The organism is Bacillus sp. mrc49 (genome assembly GCF_002803435.1).
The window spans coordinates 82582-97618 of sequence record NZ_PHNG01000688.1 but is presented as its reverse complement, the minus strand read 5'-3'; the positions used below and the strand labels follow the sequence as shown (position 1 = coordinate 97618).

At 42.8% G+C, this 15037-nt stretch carries 17 protein-coding genes; 1 reads left to right on the top strand and 16 read right to left on the bottom strand.

Annotated features, from left to right (window positions below; translation table 11 throughout):
- The first annotated feature begins 6 nt into the window (after nucleotides 1-6).
- Nucleotides 7-138: a YpzI family protein gene (locus tag CVN76_RS11775; RefSeq protein WP_100531391.1), complete on the top strand. Its 132-nt coding sequence runs from the start codon at nucleotides 7-9 to the stop codon at nucleotides 136-138.
- A 68-nt stretch (nucleotides 139-206) separates the two neighbouring features.
- Here the strand turns inward: CVN76_RS11775 and fni are convergent, their stop codons facing one another.
- The 16 genes from fni to CVN76_RS11695 all read right to left on the bottom strand — a co-directional run bounded on the left by fni (nucleotide 207) and on the right by CVN76_RS11695 (nucleotide 14932).
- Nucleotides 207-1253: a type 2 isopentenyl-diphosphate Delta-isomerase gene (gene fni / locus CVN76_RS11770; protein WP_157805649.1), complete on the bottom strand. Its 1047-nt coding sequence runs from the start codon at nucleotides 1251-1253 to the stop codon at nucleotides 207-209.
- A gap of 19 nt (nucleotides 1254-1272) precedes the next feature.
- The gene (rpsA, locus tag CVN76_RS11765) at nucleotides 1273-2415 is read right to left on the bottom strand and encodes a 30S ribosomal protein S1 (RefSeq protein ID WP_100531389.1); all 1143 of its coding nucleotides are present in this window, start codon (nucleotides 2413-2415) and stop codon (nucleotides 1273-1275) included.
- Between the two features lie 216 nt (nucleotides 2416-2631).
- The gene (locus tag CVN76_RS11760) at nucleotides 2632-3213 is read right to left on the bottom strand and encodes a lysophospholipid acyltransferase family protein (RefSeq protein ID WP_100531594.1); all 582 of its coding nucleotides are present in this window, start codon (nucleotides 3211-3213) and stop codon (nucleotides 2632-2634) included.
- 2 nt (nucleotides 3214-3215) lie between these two features.
- The gene (gene cmk / locus CVN76_RS11755; protein ID WP_100531388.1) at nucleotides 3216-3890 is read right to left on the bottom strand and encodes a (d)CMP kinase; all 675 of its coding nucleotides are present in this window, start codon (nucleotides 3888-3890) and stop codon (nucleotides 3216-3218) included.
- Between the two features lie 180 nt (nucleotides 3891-4070).
- Entirely contained in the window at nucleotides 4071-4256 is a 186-nt protein-coding gene (locus CVN76_RS11750) for a YpfB family protein (protein WP_100531387.1), read from the bottom strand.
- A gap of 67 nt (nucleotides 4257-4323) precedes the next feature.
- A complete protein-coding gene (locus CVN76_RS11745; protein WP_100531386.1) occupies nucleotides 4324-4983 on the bottom strand; it encodes a flagellar brake protein in 660 nt (219 codons plus the stop codon).
- 168 nt (nucleotides 4984-5151) lie between these two features.
- The gene (ypeB, locus tag CVN76_RS11740) at nucleotides 5152-6507 is read right to left on the bottom strand and encodes a germination protein YpeB (RefSeq protein ID WP_100531385.1); all 1356 of its coding nucleotides are present in this window, start codon (nucleotides 6505-6507) and stop codon (nucleotides 5152-5154) included.
- Nucleotides 6508-6521: 14 nt separating this feature from the next.
- Nucleotides 6522-7373, bottom strand: a complete 852-nt coding sequence (sleB, locus tag CVN76_RS11735) for a spore cortex-lytic enzyme (protein WP_100531384.1) — start codon at nucleotides 7371-7373, stop codon at nucleotides 6522-6524.
- Nucleotides 7374-7500: 127 nt separating this feature from the next.
- Entirely contained in the window at nucleotides 7501-8187 is a 687-nt protein-coding gene (gene prsW, locus CVN76_RS11730; protein WP_100531383.1) for a glutamic-type intramembrane protease PrsW, read from the bottom strand.
- Between the two features lie 98 nt (nucleotides 8188-8285).
- Nucleotides 8286-9251, bottom strand: coding sequence for an asparaginase (locus tag CVN76_RS11725; RefSeq protein ID WP_061144308.1), 966 nt, complete (start codon nucleotides 9249-9251; stop codon nucleotides 8286-8288).
- Nucleotides 9252-9269: 18 nt separating this feature from the next.
- Nucleotides 9270-10247, bottom strand: a complete 978-nt coding sequence (locus CVN76_RS11720; RefSeq protein WP_100531593.1) for a YpdA family putative bacillithiol disulfide reductase — start codon at nucleotides 10245-10247, stop codon at nucleotides 9270-9272.
- Between the two features lie 147 nt (nucleotides 10248-10394).
- Nucleotides 10395-11672, bottom strand: a complete 1278-nt coding sequence (locus tag CVN76_RS11715; RefSeq protein ID WP_061144309.1) for a Glu/Leu/Phe/Val family dehydrogenase — start codon at nucleotides 11670-11672, stop codon at nucleotides 10395-10397.
- A 256-nt stretch (nucleotides 11673-11928) separates the two neighbouring features.
- Nucleotides 11929-12504, bottom strand: coding sequence for a genetic competence negative regulator (locus CVN76_RS11710; RefSeq protein WP_100531382.1), 576 nt, complete (start codon nucleotides 12502-12504; stop codon nucleotides 11929-11931).
- Nucleotides 12505-12577: 73 nt separating this feature from the next.
- A complete protein-coding gene (locus tag CVN76_RS11705) occupies nucleotides 12578-13462 on the bottom strand; it encodes a MerR family transcriptional regulator (RefSeq protein ID WP_100531381.1) in 885 nt (294 codons plus the stop codon).
- 99 nt (nucleotides 13463-13561) lie between these two features.
- Complete coding sequence (locus CVN76_RS11700) at nucleotides 13562-14377, bottom strand: metallophosphoesterase (RefSeq protein WP_100531380.1); 816 nt, start codon at nucleotides 14375-14377, stop codon at nucleotides 13562-13564.
- Between the two features lie 96 nt (nucleotides 14378-14473).
- A complete protein-coding gene (locus CVN76_RS11695) occupies nucleotides 14474-14932 on the bottom strand; it encodes a YpbF family protein (RefSeq protein WP_061144313.1) in 459 nt (152 codons plus the stop codon).
- Nucleotides 14933-15037: the final 105 nt, after the last annotated feature.

Here is a 15037-nt window from a genome sequence, read left to right as displayed (position 1 = left end):
GGAAACATGGGCAAAGATCGCCAGGAGAAGAAGTTGAAACAAAGTAAGCGGGTGGAGTCCGATAGGGATCAATCCTTGGGTCATAAAGGGGCCACGAGTATGGAAGGTCCCGAAGAGGCACGAAAAAGGAATAGCTAGGCATATATGAACGAAAAAAAGAAGCATCTCAATGCTCATTCCAATTGAGGTGCTTCTTTTTATGGCTATCATCTTGCATAGGCGGAGCAATCGATTCCCCTTTGCGTTAACCAATGGTAGGTATTCCCTGAAATGACCATTTTCGATTTCCTTAATTCGCCGATATTTCGGCAGCCTAGTGCAGTCATGATGATTTTTATATCTTCATGTATGTAGGTTATTTCTTTAATTAATTGTACAAGGCCCAACTCTTTATGCAACTTGAGAAAATGACCGGCCAAACCGACCCCTCTCGCTCCTAAAGCGAGGCATTTTGTGATTTCCAGAGAATTACGGATGCCGCCGGATCCAATCACCGAAAGTTCAGGTGAAACTTTAACCGCTTCCACAATCGAAGCAGCCGTCGGAATGCCCCATTCATTAAAGTATCCAAGTACTTTCGCTCGTCTTTCATTCTCGATTTTAGCAAAGTTCGTGCCGCCAAAACCGCCTACATCAATGATTGAAACTCCGACGGAAAGCAATTGATCCACCGTTTCCTTACTCATTCCAAAACCGACCTCTTTTACAATGACAGGTATTCCGATGCTGCTAGTGATTTTTTCTATTCTTGACAGGGTTCCGGCAAAATCCCTATCTCCTTCAGGCATCGTCAGCTCCTGTATTGTGTTGATGTGAATCTGCAGGGCATTTGCCTGAATCATGTCGCTTGCTCGCTTCGCTTGGTCTACAGTTGCTTCACCGCCAAGATTGCCAATCAGCACGCCGTCGGGATTCTCCTGTCTGACCACTTTGAAAGACGCCTGCTGGGCAGGATCCTTGATGGCAGCCATCTGCGAACCGACCGCCATGGCGATTTTCGTTTCCCTTGCAGCTATGGCAAGATCACCATTCAATCTTTCCGTTTCAGCGCCCCCGCCTCCGGTCATGGCATTTATAAAAATTGGCGAACTTAATTCAAGTTCGCCAATTTCTGCTGTGAGGGTCACGTTATTCAAAGAAATTTCTGGTAAGCTTTGGTGAATAAACGAAATATCTTCCAGTCCGGAGTTATGCTGCTGACCTGTTTTTAGCGCAAATTCTATATGATCTAATTTTCGTTTTTCTCTCTCCAAGGCTATCACCATTATTATCTTATTTTAGTTTTTTCAATTGATCCCCAATCATTTCACCTAGCTGAAAACCCTTTGTTTCTTCAGGAAGTTCATAGTTTGATGTGTTGTAATTAGAGGACTGAGGTTCTTCAAGTTCTTTTATGCTCAATGATAAACGCTGTTCCGTTTCGTTGACATCCAAAACCTTCACCTCGACGGCTTGCCCTTCCTTCAGTACTTCCTGTGGTGTGGCAATATGTTTATGCGATATTTGCGAGATGTGAACAAGTCCTTCTACCCCAGGGAAAATCTCGACGAATGCACCGAAAGAAACCAGGCGCTTGACGATTCCCGATTGTGTAGATCCTTTTGCTGCCTTATCGGCAATGCCTGCCCACGGTCCTGGAAGGGTATCCTTGATGGAAAGCGAGATCCTCTCATTATCACGATCAATGGAAAGCACCTTCACTTGTACCTTATCACCTTCGGAAACGACATCGGACGCTTTGTCGACATGCTGGTGGGAAAGTTGGGAAATGTGGACAAGGCCGTCCACGCCTCCGATATCGACGAATGCCCCAAAATCGGTGATCCTTTGGACGACACCCTCAAGCACTTGCCCGCTTTCAAGATTATCGAGTACATTTGCCTTTTGTTTTTCCTTTTGATCTTGGACTACCGCACGATGTGAGAGAATTAAGCGATTCTTGTCTTTCTCAAGCTCAACGATCTTGAATGTTAAAGTTTTGTTTTTGTAATCAGAAAAGTCTTCAACGAAATAGTCTTCTACTAGAGAAGCCGGAACGAAACCACGTACGCCTAGATCCACAACAAGTCCGCCTTTGACGACATCTTTCACTTCTGCCTCAAATACGTCACCATTTTCAAACTTCAGTTCCAGGTCATCCCATGCCTTTAGTGCGTCGATTTTACGTTTTGATAGAATGAGAGCTTCTTCTTCCACTTTAATAACTTCAAGCTCCAATACATCCCCTTCCGAAACGGCATCTGATGCCTTTTCGACATGAAGGCTGGACAGCTCACTGATAGGGATGATTCCATCAGTCTTACTGTTCTCAACATCGACAATGACCTGCTTTTCTTCTACCTTTGAAACGGTTGCTTTCACTTGATCCCCAACTTTGTAATTGTTCACTTCTACCTGGTTCATATCTTCTGTCATTACTAACTCCTCCTTAACCCATGACTGATCAGCAATCTTCCTCTTCATCGGCCACATATTTTATTTAAGTGGTTCAATAAAAACACTTTCCTAATAAAGATAAAAAAACAGTTTTTTTAGAATAATCAGGTTATATTCCTTTTCATCGCCAATAAGGAACATTGCCCCCTATTTTATAAATTCCAACAAAATCGGAAAATTGTCAAGTATGAAGGACTATTTATGCTCGGAAATCAATTTCCCGATACGGTCCATGATGATCTTTGTTGCTTCATCGGCTGAAATCTTCTGTTCCCGATATTCGTTGAAATCGATGGGAGGGCCATAAACCACCTTCAATGGCCGTAAAAACCTATAGGGGCCGATGATTGCACAAGGTATGATCACGGCATCAGATCGCAATGCGAAAAAACCAGCACCTGCCAAGCCTTCTCCCAATTCACCAGTTTTACTTCTGGTTCCTTCTGGAAACAGCCCAAGGACCTTGCCTTCCTTCAGAAGCTTTAAACCCTTCCTGAGCGATTCCCGGTCACTGTTGCCCCGCTTGACCGGAAAAGCATTCACCCTAGGTAATATACCCTTTAAAACAGGCGCTTGAAACAACTCTTCCTTCGCCATGAAATGTATATCGCGAGGTGATGTCATGCCAACTACGGGCGGATCCAAATTATCAATGTGATTGGAGCAGATCAAGACACCGCCCTCTTTAGGGAAATGTTCCTTTCCTAAGGTTTTAACCCTATAAGCAGGCGTTAAAACGCCTTTTACAACGTTTTTGGCAAATGTGTAAAAATCCAATTTCATCTTTTCCTCTCTTCTATTAAAGACATGATACTTTCGGCCACCTCTTGAATTGATAAGGAAGTCGTATCGATTTCAATGGCATCCACTGCCTTTTTCAAAGGCGATACTTCACGTTCGGAGTCCAGCTTATCCCTTGTTGCAATTTCTTCCCTCAGCTTTTCAATATCGGAAGGGAAACCTTTCAGTAAATTTTCCTGGTGTCGCCGTTGGGCCCTTTCATCTACAGACGCAATCAGGAAAACCTTCACTTCAGCGTTTGGCAGCACATGTGTGCCGATATCCCTTCCATCCATGACGACGCCGCCGTTTTCACCAAAGATTTGCTGCCTGCGCACCATTTCTTCACGAATGCTCCGGTGCTTCGCCACTTCCGATACAGATCCAGTCACTTCATTGTTTCTGATTTGGGCTGTCACATCCTCATGATCCAAGAATACCAGCTGTCCCTTTTCACTCGTCCTTAATTCTATTTCCGTATCGATGAGCACTCCAAAAAGAGCTTGTTCATCATTGAGGCGAACCTGTTGATTAAGCGCCTTAAAGGTAAGGGCCCTGTACATAGCGCCTGTATCCACATATATGTAATTGAACTTTTCTGCGACAATTTTAGCAACCGTGCTTTTTCCAGCCGCAGCTGGCCCATCGATTGCAACTGATAATTTTTTTCCCATAAATCCTCCCAAGAATCCTACAATCATGCTGATTATTTATTACACTTTCATTTTATCACAACTGGCGGGAAAATCATTAATAAAAGGAAGCGTACAATCAAAATCCCCTTTGAATCATCCCACCCCAATAGTTTTCCGATCATCGTGACTCCTCATACAAAAAAAAAGCGGATCACCGCTTTATTTTGTAACCCCATTGAACGTTTCAATGATTTTCGTATAATTATTGCTGGTAACGCCTTCATATCTCGAAAGCTTGGTCAAATCAAAGATTTGGTCCTCCCTGCTTAACAGGAACTGGAATAAGAATAAGCAGGCCAATTGGATGAGAATCACTTTAATTAATATTCTTTCAAATGTTTTCATGCTCCGCCCCTTCCATACTGATTATATTAGCAGTATGGGTGGAATCGCCGTTTTTCATTCAACCCCGTCATACGTACAACCCTTTTTTCTTTAAATCGACCTGCTTTTCAAAAATGAATCGCATTAATGTTTGTACATCATTTTTTGACGGCTCAACAAATTGGACATGCAAAAGCATATTGCCATGATTTTTCTCCGTCACTCGGATGACTTTGCTTTTCAAGCGTAAGTAATGGATTTCCCCGGATTTAAGCGTTAGCGCCAGCCATAGGTATAACTGTGAAGCCGATTGGATGGTTGCCCCTTTCAAAAGCCTTATCGATGCTCCGCCGGCACTGATATCCTCCGTTAATGCACGAAAGGGGGTAAACTCGGCATGCTCAGGATGGAGGGCAGCATCAAGCGTTACATCCAGACGAACGTACTGCCTTCGTTGGATTTTCACAAACGTGTCCAAATGGGGCAGGGAAAGCTGTATCATCGGTATCCTGCCTTTCACTTTTCCCAGGACTTCAGAATCAAACACATAAACCGCTTGCTCCTCATTCGAAAACGTGACGTTCAGCTGAGTCCCGTCCATCAGGAAGGCAATTTTTCCAGTTTCTAAATGGATGGGGAAATCTATATAAACAAAACCAGGCTCCATCTCGACAACCATACATTTGAACTTTTCCTTCTGGGCGGAGTACTTTTGTTCGAGCATTAATATATCACCAATTTTAATCATCACGTTCCACTTCCTTTATGATGTAATGGAATTTGGTTAACGACATCCCATTGCCCATCAAATTCCCCATTTAATCCAAAAATCGTTTCTATTATTATGTCATGAAATGAGAAAAAGGGAAAGTGACTAGGCACATTTCCCCATTTAAAATTGAAATTAGAAATACAATCAGATTAAATTTTCATATACGGGCTCCGAATTCTTTAATTTTTCCACCTTTTCTTCTTGACCAGTATCGGCATTAATGAAAATACGGTATGTATCTTCCTTAATCGTGCCAAGAAATTCATAACAGAGAACCTCTTTGCCGATATCATTGATGATCAGCGCCTTACCCTCTTCCATGATCTTTACATTTTGATTGATTTTATCCCTGGCTTCTTTCTCGGGTATCTTTGGAGTTCCGATTTCCCTCGTTTTATGTGATCTTAAATACTCATCCGCCGAGAATCCGATCACAGCTCCGTCATCCAAGGCGATCTTCACCTTGACTGAATCCGGATAAATCTTGACCCCGTTCTCTGATGACACGAAATTCAGCAAAGCGATGTTATCATACTGGGCACTTTCAAAGAGGTCAAGCGAACTGAAGTCATGTTCTTTAAGAAACTCCGCCGCTTTTGTATAGGCTTGATTCAAGTCAATATTGGTTTTGTTCACATCCCTATTATTGATATACCAAATCGGGTAACCGCCTTTTTTTGTCAAATCCATATTTAATTCGCTATTGGAATCTTTATTCAGGATGCTGACGCTATAAAAGCCATAATCAGAACCTTTTCCATTTTCCTCCACATTGACTTCCACATTCCCGCTTTTTGAATGTGCATATCTTTTTGCAGTCTCGATCGCTTCTTTTTTAGTGATCGTTTTCCCCTGCAAATTCTTGAAGTTTTCATCCCGTTGTTGGGTTGAGGTGAAGGTCGGGTTCATTTCATTCGCTTCCCCATACCCTGAAACTTTTTTCTCCACGGTCTTTAGTCCATCAATGATCGTGTTATCCGAATTTTCCTTTCCGGTCGCTAGGGCCATCTCAACGTCCATCCATCTTAAATGGTTTTTAAGGACCAGATATTGAACCTTCCTCAATTCACCCTGGATATCTCCTGCCTGTGCATACAGGGATTGTAAAGTCGAATATTCCTGATCATTCAATGGTTCTTTTTCAAGGTCACGTACAGCTGTTTTATAACTGAAATCCGCAATTTTCGATAAAAATTCTTCCGTCTTATTAAAAGGAAGCAGGGTCAATGGCAGCTGCCCGACATCGCTTTGTGCTTCGGAAGTGATGCGCCATACATCCGTCAGGGCTGGGCTTAATGAATATCGTGAATTCATTGCCAATGTACCGCCTACCTTATCGTGCAATAAATCTACTTGGTAGCTTAAATCATGGAAGGCTCGCTGATAAGTGTTTTCCGCATTGATTAAGATTGCGTTTTTTTCCTTATGTTCTTGATAGCCCCAGAATGCAGTTCCTCCAACACCTACAACAAGCAGGGCAATGACTATACTTCTGATCATGTACCTTCACCTCTTTACTTACAAAAGATATGTTTTCCGATTTTTTTAATTTGCGGCCTGGACCAAATCCATTTGCTTGTTGCCGTTTCAGGATTAAAGTAATATTCGGCATTGCCGCTCGGGTCCCATCCATTGATGGCATCCACGACAGCTTCTTTTGCCCGTTCGTTCGGGGTCAGCCATATTTGCCCATCCGCAACAGCCGTAAAGGCTCCAGGTTCAAAGATCACGCCTGAAATCGAGTTAGGGAAAGCAGCGCTTTCGACCCGGTTTAAAATGACCGCTGCAACGGCCACCTGTCCGGTATACGGCTCGCCACGCGATTCTCCATAGACCGCATTGGCCATCAGCTGTATGTCATTCTGCGAATACCCTCCAGGAAGATTGGCTGAAGTGCCTGGCTTTGCAGGTTCCTTGCCTGCATTGGCGTTTCCTCCACCTGACTTGGATTCATTCCCATTGCCTTTCACCTTTACCTGCTTATCAATATCTACCCCGCCATAATAAGTGAACTCGTTCCCTTTATTAATCTGATCGTGGACGAATTGTTTATTGAAGTTGGAGGCATTCGTCAACTTCTTTTTTGTCGTGGTGCCTCCAAGGCCATCGACCGGCAGCCCGAAATCTTGTTGAAAGTTACGGAGTGCCCAATAAGTGCCCCATCCATAGACCCCATCAATCTTTCCATGATAGTAACCGATGTTTTGCAAGCGTGCCTGAAGTTCGATGACATCATCTCCAACCGCACCCTTTTGAATGATTTGGCTCGAAAAGGCATTTGTTCTTGTTTCCGGGTAAATTCCGAAACCTATTGTTATACACGAAAACAGCAAAAGCCATTTCCATTTTGACGAAATTCCTTTCATCAAAAACACTCCTCTTTTTCTTGAATTAATGTAATTCTATTTTCTTCTTAACTGTCTTTTTTATTCCAATCCATAAAAAAAAACGGAGCGGGCAAAATATGCCAGCACTCCGTTTTAATAATAATGGTCATTTACTTATAAATTGATTCCGGGATAGTTTTTCTGCATGGAAATCTGATAATAGACGAGCCTTTTTCACTTTTTTCATCCCTAACCACCAAAGGTAGATCATAAAAGGCATTATGAAGTATATCCAAAATTTTTGTGACACTAAAATATAGTCATACACGCCATGTAATGCTATCGGGACGATCAATGCCAATAATAAATAAAATCTATTATTTGAGGATGAGAATTTCGCCTTACCCAAATAGTACCCCATTATGACACCAAACAAGGCATGACTGGATACAGGAAGCACGGCTCTGATAAAAGCATGTTCCACTCCATTTGCCAGCAAATATAAGATATTCTCCATCGTGGCAAACCCCAGCGATACGGCCGCTCCGTACACGATCCCGTCATAGGGTTCATCGAAGGCTACATGCTGGTAAATAACATAAATGAGGATGAACCACTTGAAGAATTCTTCAAGCAATGCTGCCCATAAAAATGCATTTGCTAAGTCCGTATTCAAAATATGCTCCGTTTCAAGCACATACTGTATGAACATAATCGGCAAAACGAGAAAGACGCCGAATAAAAATGTTTTCACCACAACCGATATCGGTTCGGTTTCATATTGATCCTTCAAATAAAAATAGCTGAGAAGCGCCAATCCTGGCGCAATAGCCGCAGACAACATGACCAGCATTAGCTGACCCTCTTTTCCTCTTCTTTTCCTTAATCGTACCACGTAATGCCGAAAAACTGAATCCAAGAATCGAGTCTTCCAGCATTTATTTTAACGCGTCAGTACTTAAAGAAGGTTTCATCTACTGCGTTTTCACTTGCCAGCACGACAGCCAACTTGATTCTTGCCTTCTTGCTATCATAATCGGCACCCAAAATCACGCCGCGCTGCTTCAAATCAAAGGCGCTGCCTTCATAATCATAGGCTGGGTAAACCTTGCCTTCTTCTGCGCTTGTGGTCATGACGATCGCTATCCCTTGATCGATCGCAGATTGGATCGATTCCACCATCTCCGGCGTAACCTGACCCCTTCCCACACCCTCAAGAACGATCCCCATCGCACCGTTCTGGACTGCTGACTCGATAAAAATCCCATCGGCTCCTGTATGGCACTTGATGATATCCACTCTCGGAATACGATTTTGGGTCTGATAATGCTCCCTATGTAAAGGTTTTTGATAGATGCTGACGACATCGTTATCAATGATGCCCAAATAACCGTAGCCAAAGGATTCGAATCCTTGCAAATTGGAGGCATGCACCTTTTTCACATATTTTGCTGAATAAATCCGCTCGTTAAATACGACAACCACACCCACATCCTTGAGAAGCTCGCTAGCAGCACATAAAATCGAATTCCTTAAATTCGAATATACATCCGTTCCTACTTCTTTTGGAGAGCGCTGTGATCCGGTTACCACAATCGGGCGCCGATCATTATTCGTGATATCAAGGAAATATGCCGTTTCCTCCAATGTATCGGTTCCGTGAGTCACGACGATCCCGGTAACTTCCGGGTCCTCCAACTCCTTTTGGATGGCAAGTCTTAGCTGTTCCATTTTCCCAAAAGACATGGACATGCTCGAAATCTGGAAAAGATCAACCACTTTAACCTCGATATCGTTGGGTAATTCGCAAGTTGATGCCAATTCCTGCCCGCTTAACGCACCAGAAGCCAGCATTCCGTTTGTCGTTTCTTTACTGGCAATGGTTCCGCCTGTCGTTATTAATGATATTTTCTCCATGCTCCTGTAAGCTCCTTTTCATTCCGTTTCATTTCCTTTAACGGTCAAATGATTGGCAATCAATCCTCCATGGAATCTGCCGTTTTCAATGAAGATTTCGTTTGCATTATTGCCTGCTGCAAGAACTCCGGCAATATAGATTCCTTTAACGTTCGTCTCCATCGTTTCTTCGTCATAATCCGGCCTTCCCGTTACCTTATCAATATTTATGCCCATAGAAGCTAAAAAGGAATGGTCAGGATGGTATCCGGTCATCGCAAACACAAAATCATTTTTTATCGCCTTTTCCTCTTCTCCTACATGATATATGACGCGATCTTCCGTGATTCTGTCAACATTCGCACCAAATTCCATCTTGATTGTTCCATTGCGGACCAATGCTTCGAATTCAGGGAGTATCCAGGGCTTGATGCTTGGGGAATACACGGTACCCCTATAGAGCACTGTCACTCTTGCACCGGATTTGACCAGCTCAAGCGCCGCATCCACACTTGAGTTTTTACCGCCGATCACTGTCACATCACAATTAAAGTAAGGGTGGCCTTCCTTGAAATAATGAAACACTTTTGGAAGCTGTTCGCCGGGAATGCACATATAATTCGGGTGATCATAGTATCCAGTTGCGACAATTACCTGCAAGGCTGAATAGTCGCCTTTGGAAGTCTTGACGGAAAATTTCCCATCTTCCCGTTTCTCCACCCTTTCCACTTTTTCGAATGTATTGACACGCAAATCTTTCCTTCTGACAACCTCCCGATAATAGGCCATCGCCTGGCTGCGGACCGGTTTCCGGTTTTCGATAATAAAAGCAGTATCTCCGATTTCCAATTTCTCGCTTGAGCTGAAAAACGTTTGATGTGTCGGGTAACGATAAATCGAATCCACCACATTGCCTTTTTCAATGATCAGGGACTGTATTCCCGCGTCTTTAAGCGCGATTCCAGCAGCCAATCCACAAGGGCCCCCACCTATGATAATGACTTCTTCCACATTCATTTCACTCCACTGCCTTTCCATACACTTTGTAATTCGTTCATCTAAAATAAAAACTCCTATCAATACATGATAGGAGTTTTTACAAATCATTTCAATGATAAAGCAATGAATATGACTTCCTCTATGGGCATGCCTGATTGGAATCTTTTAGATCCAACCGCGGAAGCGTGAAGCTTCAGCCATTTTCCTTACACCGATCATATAGGCGGCAAGGCGCATATCAACTCGTCTTGATTGTGCAAGTTCATAAATATTGTTGAAAGATTTCACAAGGATTTTTTCCAATTTCTCGTCCACTTCTTCTTCAGACCAGTAGTATCCTTGATTGTTTTGTACCCACTCGAAGTAAGAAACCGTCACTCCGCCAGCAGAGGCCAGGACATCTGGAACAAGCAGAATGCCACGATCCGTGAGGATTTGTGTCGCTTCAATTGTCGTAGGTCCATTTGCTGCCTCGACCACGATTGAAGCTTTGATATCCGCAGCATTTTCTTCAGTGATTTGATTTTCGATTGCAGCAGGAACTAAAATATCACATTCCAGCTCAAGCAACTCTTTATTTGAAATGGTGCTTTTAAACAATTTGGTTACGGTTCCGAAACTATCTCTCCGGTCAAGAAGATAATCGATATCAAGACCTTCAGGATCATGAAGGGCACCGTATGCATCGGAAATCCCAATTACCTTAGCACCGGCATCATGCATGAATTTAGCTAGGAAGCTACCCGCGTTACCGAAACCTTGAATGACGACCCGTGCTCCTTTAATATCGATGCCGCGCTTCTTGGCAGCTTCATTGATGCAAATCGTTACGCCCTTTGCCGTTGCAGATTCACGTCCATGCGAACCGCCAAGGACAAGGGGTTTGCCAGTAATGAACCCAGGTGAGTTGAATTCATCCATGCGGCTGTATTCATCCATCATCCAAGCCATGATTTGAGAATTGGTAAAAACATCCGGTGCCGGGATATCTTTAGTCGGCCCGACAATTTGGCTGATTGCGCGAACATAGCCCCGGCTTAGCCTTTCCAGCTCTCGGAAGGACATATTACGAGGATCACAAACGATACCGCCCTTACCTCCGCCGTATGGCAAATCCACGATACCGCATTTTAAGCTCATCCAGATGGATAATGCTTTCACTTCACGTTCCGTTACATTTGGATGGAAACGGATACCGCCCTTTGTCGGCCCAACGGCATCATTATGCTGTGCCCTATAACCGGTGAAGATTTTTACCGTGCCATCATCCATGCGGATTGGCATTTTCACTGTTAATAAACGCAGGGGCTCCTTCAATAGCTCATAAACTTCCTCCGGGTAACCAAGCTTATCCAAAGCTTTATGTATGACAGTTTGAGTGGACCTCAGTACGTCATGTTTTTCCTCTTCATTTACATGGCCATTGCCTTTTGCCGATTCCATTAAAAGTACCTCCTAGAAAATCTCATCCATATATTAAAATATAATAAACAAATAGTCCTCTTCATGGCTAGTATACACCTTCGTTATATTTATGCAAGAGTAAAAACGGGAAAATTAAAGTTGGAAATATTCAAAAAATGAAACCGTTATCATGGCGATTGTTTCCCCAATCATTTCTCCATCCAGAAGGTGAGGCAAATAAGGCAAACCACTCGGTTTTCTTCGATGTGCCTTCCTTGCCCCCTTCTTTTTTCCATTAACTAAAGTGTGAAATCAAAACATCTATCGCTTCATTTTCGATGATACACGTTCCATACTCATTGATGCGACACAGAGTGAGAGTTGAAGCATGGCCATACTCGGCAGCTAAGGAAATGACCATGTCATAAGTCGTATCTTTGACATTTTCGATAAGTAAGTAATACCTGCCCTCATAATGATAAAGGTTACTTTTCAGTAAGCCTTGCATGGATAACCTATGAGATAATTGGACAATATCCTCAAACTCATCAAAAACATATAAAATATGGGGGAAATCGTCGATTTTCACCTGCAAATCCAAGAATTCTTCTTCGTCAGTCAATAATTCTTCTTCATCCTTCGTAACGATGATGATCAGTCCTTGGGCAGGCAGGGAAAAAATTTCGATTGCAATGGAACCACTCATTTTAAAGCTGAGTTCTTCGCACGCTTCTTCGACCATATCCTGAAACAGCTTGTGGACCTTTAAGGAATTCCCTAAAATATCTTCTTTGGTAATACCTCTATCAATTAAATCATCAAGGGTCAAAAAAATCTTGATTTTATTATTAGTTAATCGCTCCAGCTTCATAAAAAAATGCCCCCTGGTTACCATCTTCATACATCATATGAAGCCTTGGTCGCAGGGTGCATATCCATTATACCTAGAGCCATTCCTCCCAATCCGATTGCGTGTCACCCATCAAAACGCCGCAGAAGGCTGCACGCATTTCTTCGGGTATAAGGCTGAGCGCCGCTCCACCAAGACCGATCTTTAAATCCGGAAAGTCGCTTTTTAACGCCTCAACAAGCTCTAGTGTCGCTTCAAGGTTTTCTTGCTGTGAACATGACATGAATAGGTATCGGGGCTTTATGATATTCAATACCTTAAAAAGGTCTTTATCGGCAATGGATTCCCCCAAATAAATGGTTTCGTATCCCTTACGCTTCAAGAAAATGGTGAAGATCAAAAGACCGAACTCATGCTTTTCACCAGGAGCGCAAACAGCAAGCGCTTTTGGAAGAAAACCATTGGTCGGTATCGTATGCATGAAGGAACTGATCCTTGCTTTTAAGATGTTCGAAGCAAAATGTTCGTGAGCGGAGGTGATTTCTCCATTTTCCCACTTATCGCCTATTCGGACCAGTATCGAACCAAGGACATCCACTATCGTATGCTCGATTGTATACATACTGAAGGCTTGGCTAATCAGCATCTGGGCTTTCGTTTCATTGAAATTCAATAACGCTTCGATCAAGTCATCCGCTAGCTTGATCGTTTGCTCATCCTTCCGGCTTTCCGTTGATCCACTATCTTCAGACCCGGTGTTTTCAAGAAGAGAAACGGCTTGACTTATTGTGAAGCCTTGATTCGTTTTATTGATGAGCCATTTAAGGGTTTGCAGATGTTTTTCTGTATACAGCCTGTGGCCTGACTCATTCCTGACAGGTTCAATGAATTTATAACGCCTTTCCCATGCCCTTAGAGTCCCCGGCTGTATGTTTAGCAGTTTTGAAACCGCCTTAATATTATATTTACCTTCTTGCATGGTTGTACAAGGCCTCCAATTGCTGAACGTTCATTTATTGAAATTATAGTGGATTCTTTTTCGACTGTAAAATCCCGATATGCTGGCTAAACGAAACCTTTAATAGGTCTTTTCCGTCGCTTCGCCCATTTCAGTCCGTTTCCCCCTCTTCAAGGTGAACAGATGTGTTTCAGGTCTTGCCGCAAGCCTTAAAGGCACAGTGCTTGTCCCGTAACCATTGCTCGTCATATACAAACAGTTTCCCTCTTTTTTTATGCCGCCAAGCTGATAAGGTCCATAGCCGAATATACGGATTTGTCCGCCGTGGGTATGCCCTGACAGAACAAGGCTGATACGGTGTTCCGGAGTGAGCTGTTCCTTGACCAACGGGTTATGGCTCACCAGAATTCTAAATGGCTCATTTTTGCAATCAGAAAGGGCGAGGTCCAGCCTATCCCGTTCTTCAGTGATATCATCGATGCCCAGAAGAGCAATTTCGCTTCCTTTTGTAGATTCGAATGAAACAGCCGTATTATCAAGGATTTTCACTCCATGTTTCAGAAGCGTCGCATCCAGTTCATGGAAATCTCCTTCATAGTCGTTATTTCCCCATACAAAATAAAGGGGCCCAAGTTCTTTCAATTTCGAAAGGTTCTCTTCCACTCGAGCAAGAGGCACTCCACCTTCCCTTATATCGCCGCCGATAATCACCAAATCGACCCCGCCGCGGGCACCTGCAATCAATTGATCCGAAATGATCCGCCGATGTAAATCCGATATGAAAAAAATCCTCATGTCGCCAAACCCTTCAGGGAAATCATTGAAATATAAGTCTTGAATAATCAGCCTATCTTGCTTGGCAATTCGCCACATGTAAACGATCAAGGCAAATGCCAGCACCATGATGATAAAAAATAATACAGATAACCATAACATCTATCATTAAACCTTCTTTCCATCCTAAGCCTAAGAGTTACCTTCATGTAACCATAAAATCATGACACCCGCAATAATATATCGCCTAACATGCCCTCATTTATTTTCATGGTATAAATTAATATCAAAATTTTTCTTCATCATTTCAAAAACCTTATGGCGGCTCTTCCACTCATCCTCTTTTTCCCATAGCTGCTTGCTTTTATTTATGATTTCACAGCGAAGGAGCTGAAATTCCTTTTCCGCCTTATCCAGCTTCTTCTTAACCAATACCATATATCCATAAAGCCCAATCGCTGCAGCCAAGAATAGGAAATGACTGAAATGGTCGACGAAAACACTGAACATCGTGAAAAAAGAATAGGAATAAGGGACAACAATATAAAGATAAAGGTAAATAAAAAGAAAAGCGACAGCAATCATGGTAGCCCATAAAGTTTTTAGGTGCTTCCTTTTAAGCGCCTCGAATTTTTTTTTTCGGTCCACGACATTTTGCAACATTTGCTTTGTTGCTTGGTCCGTCTTTTCATCCAATAAAATGATAGTCGATTCCATCTTTTTTCCTCCTTCACTCTCTCCAAACATGATATGAGTCTGTCCAGGAAAAAATGATAAAGCGGCTATCCATCACATGTTTTTAGCTGCATATGAGAAAATAAC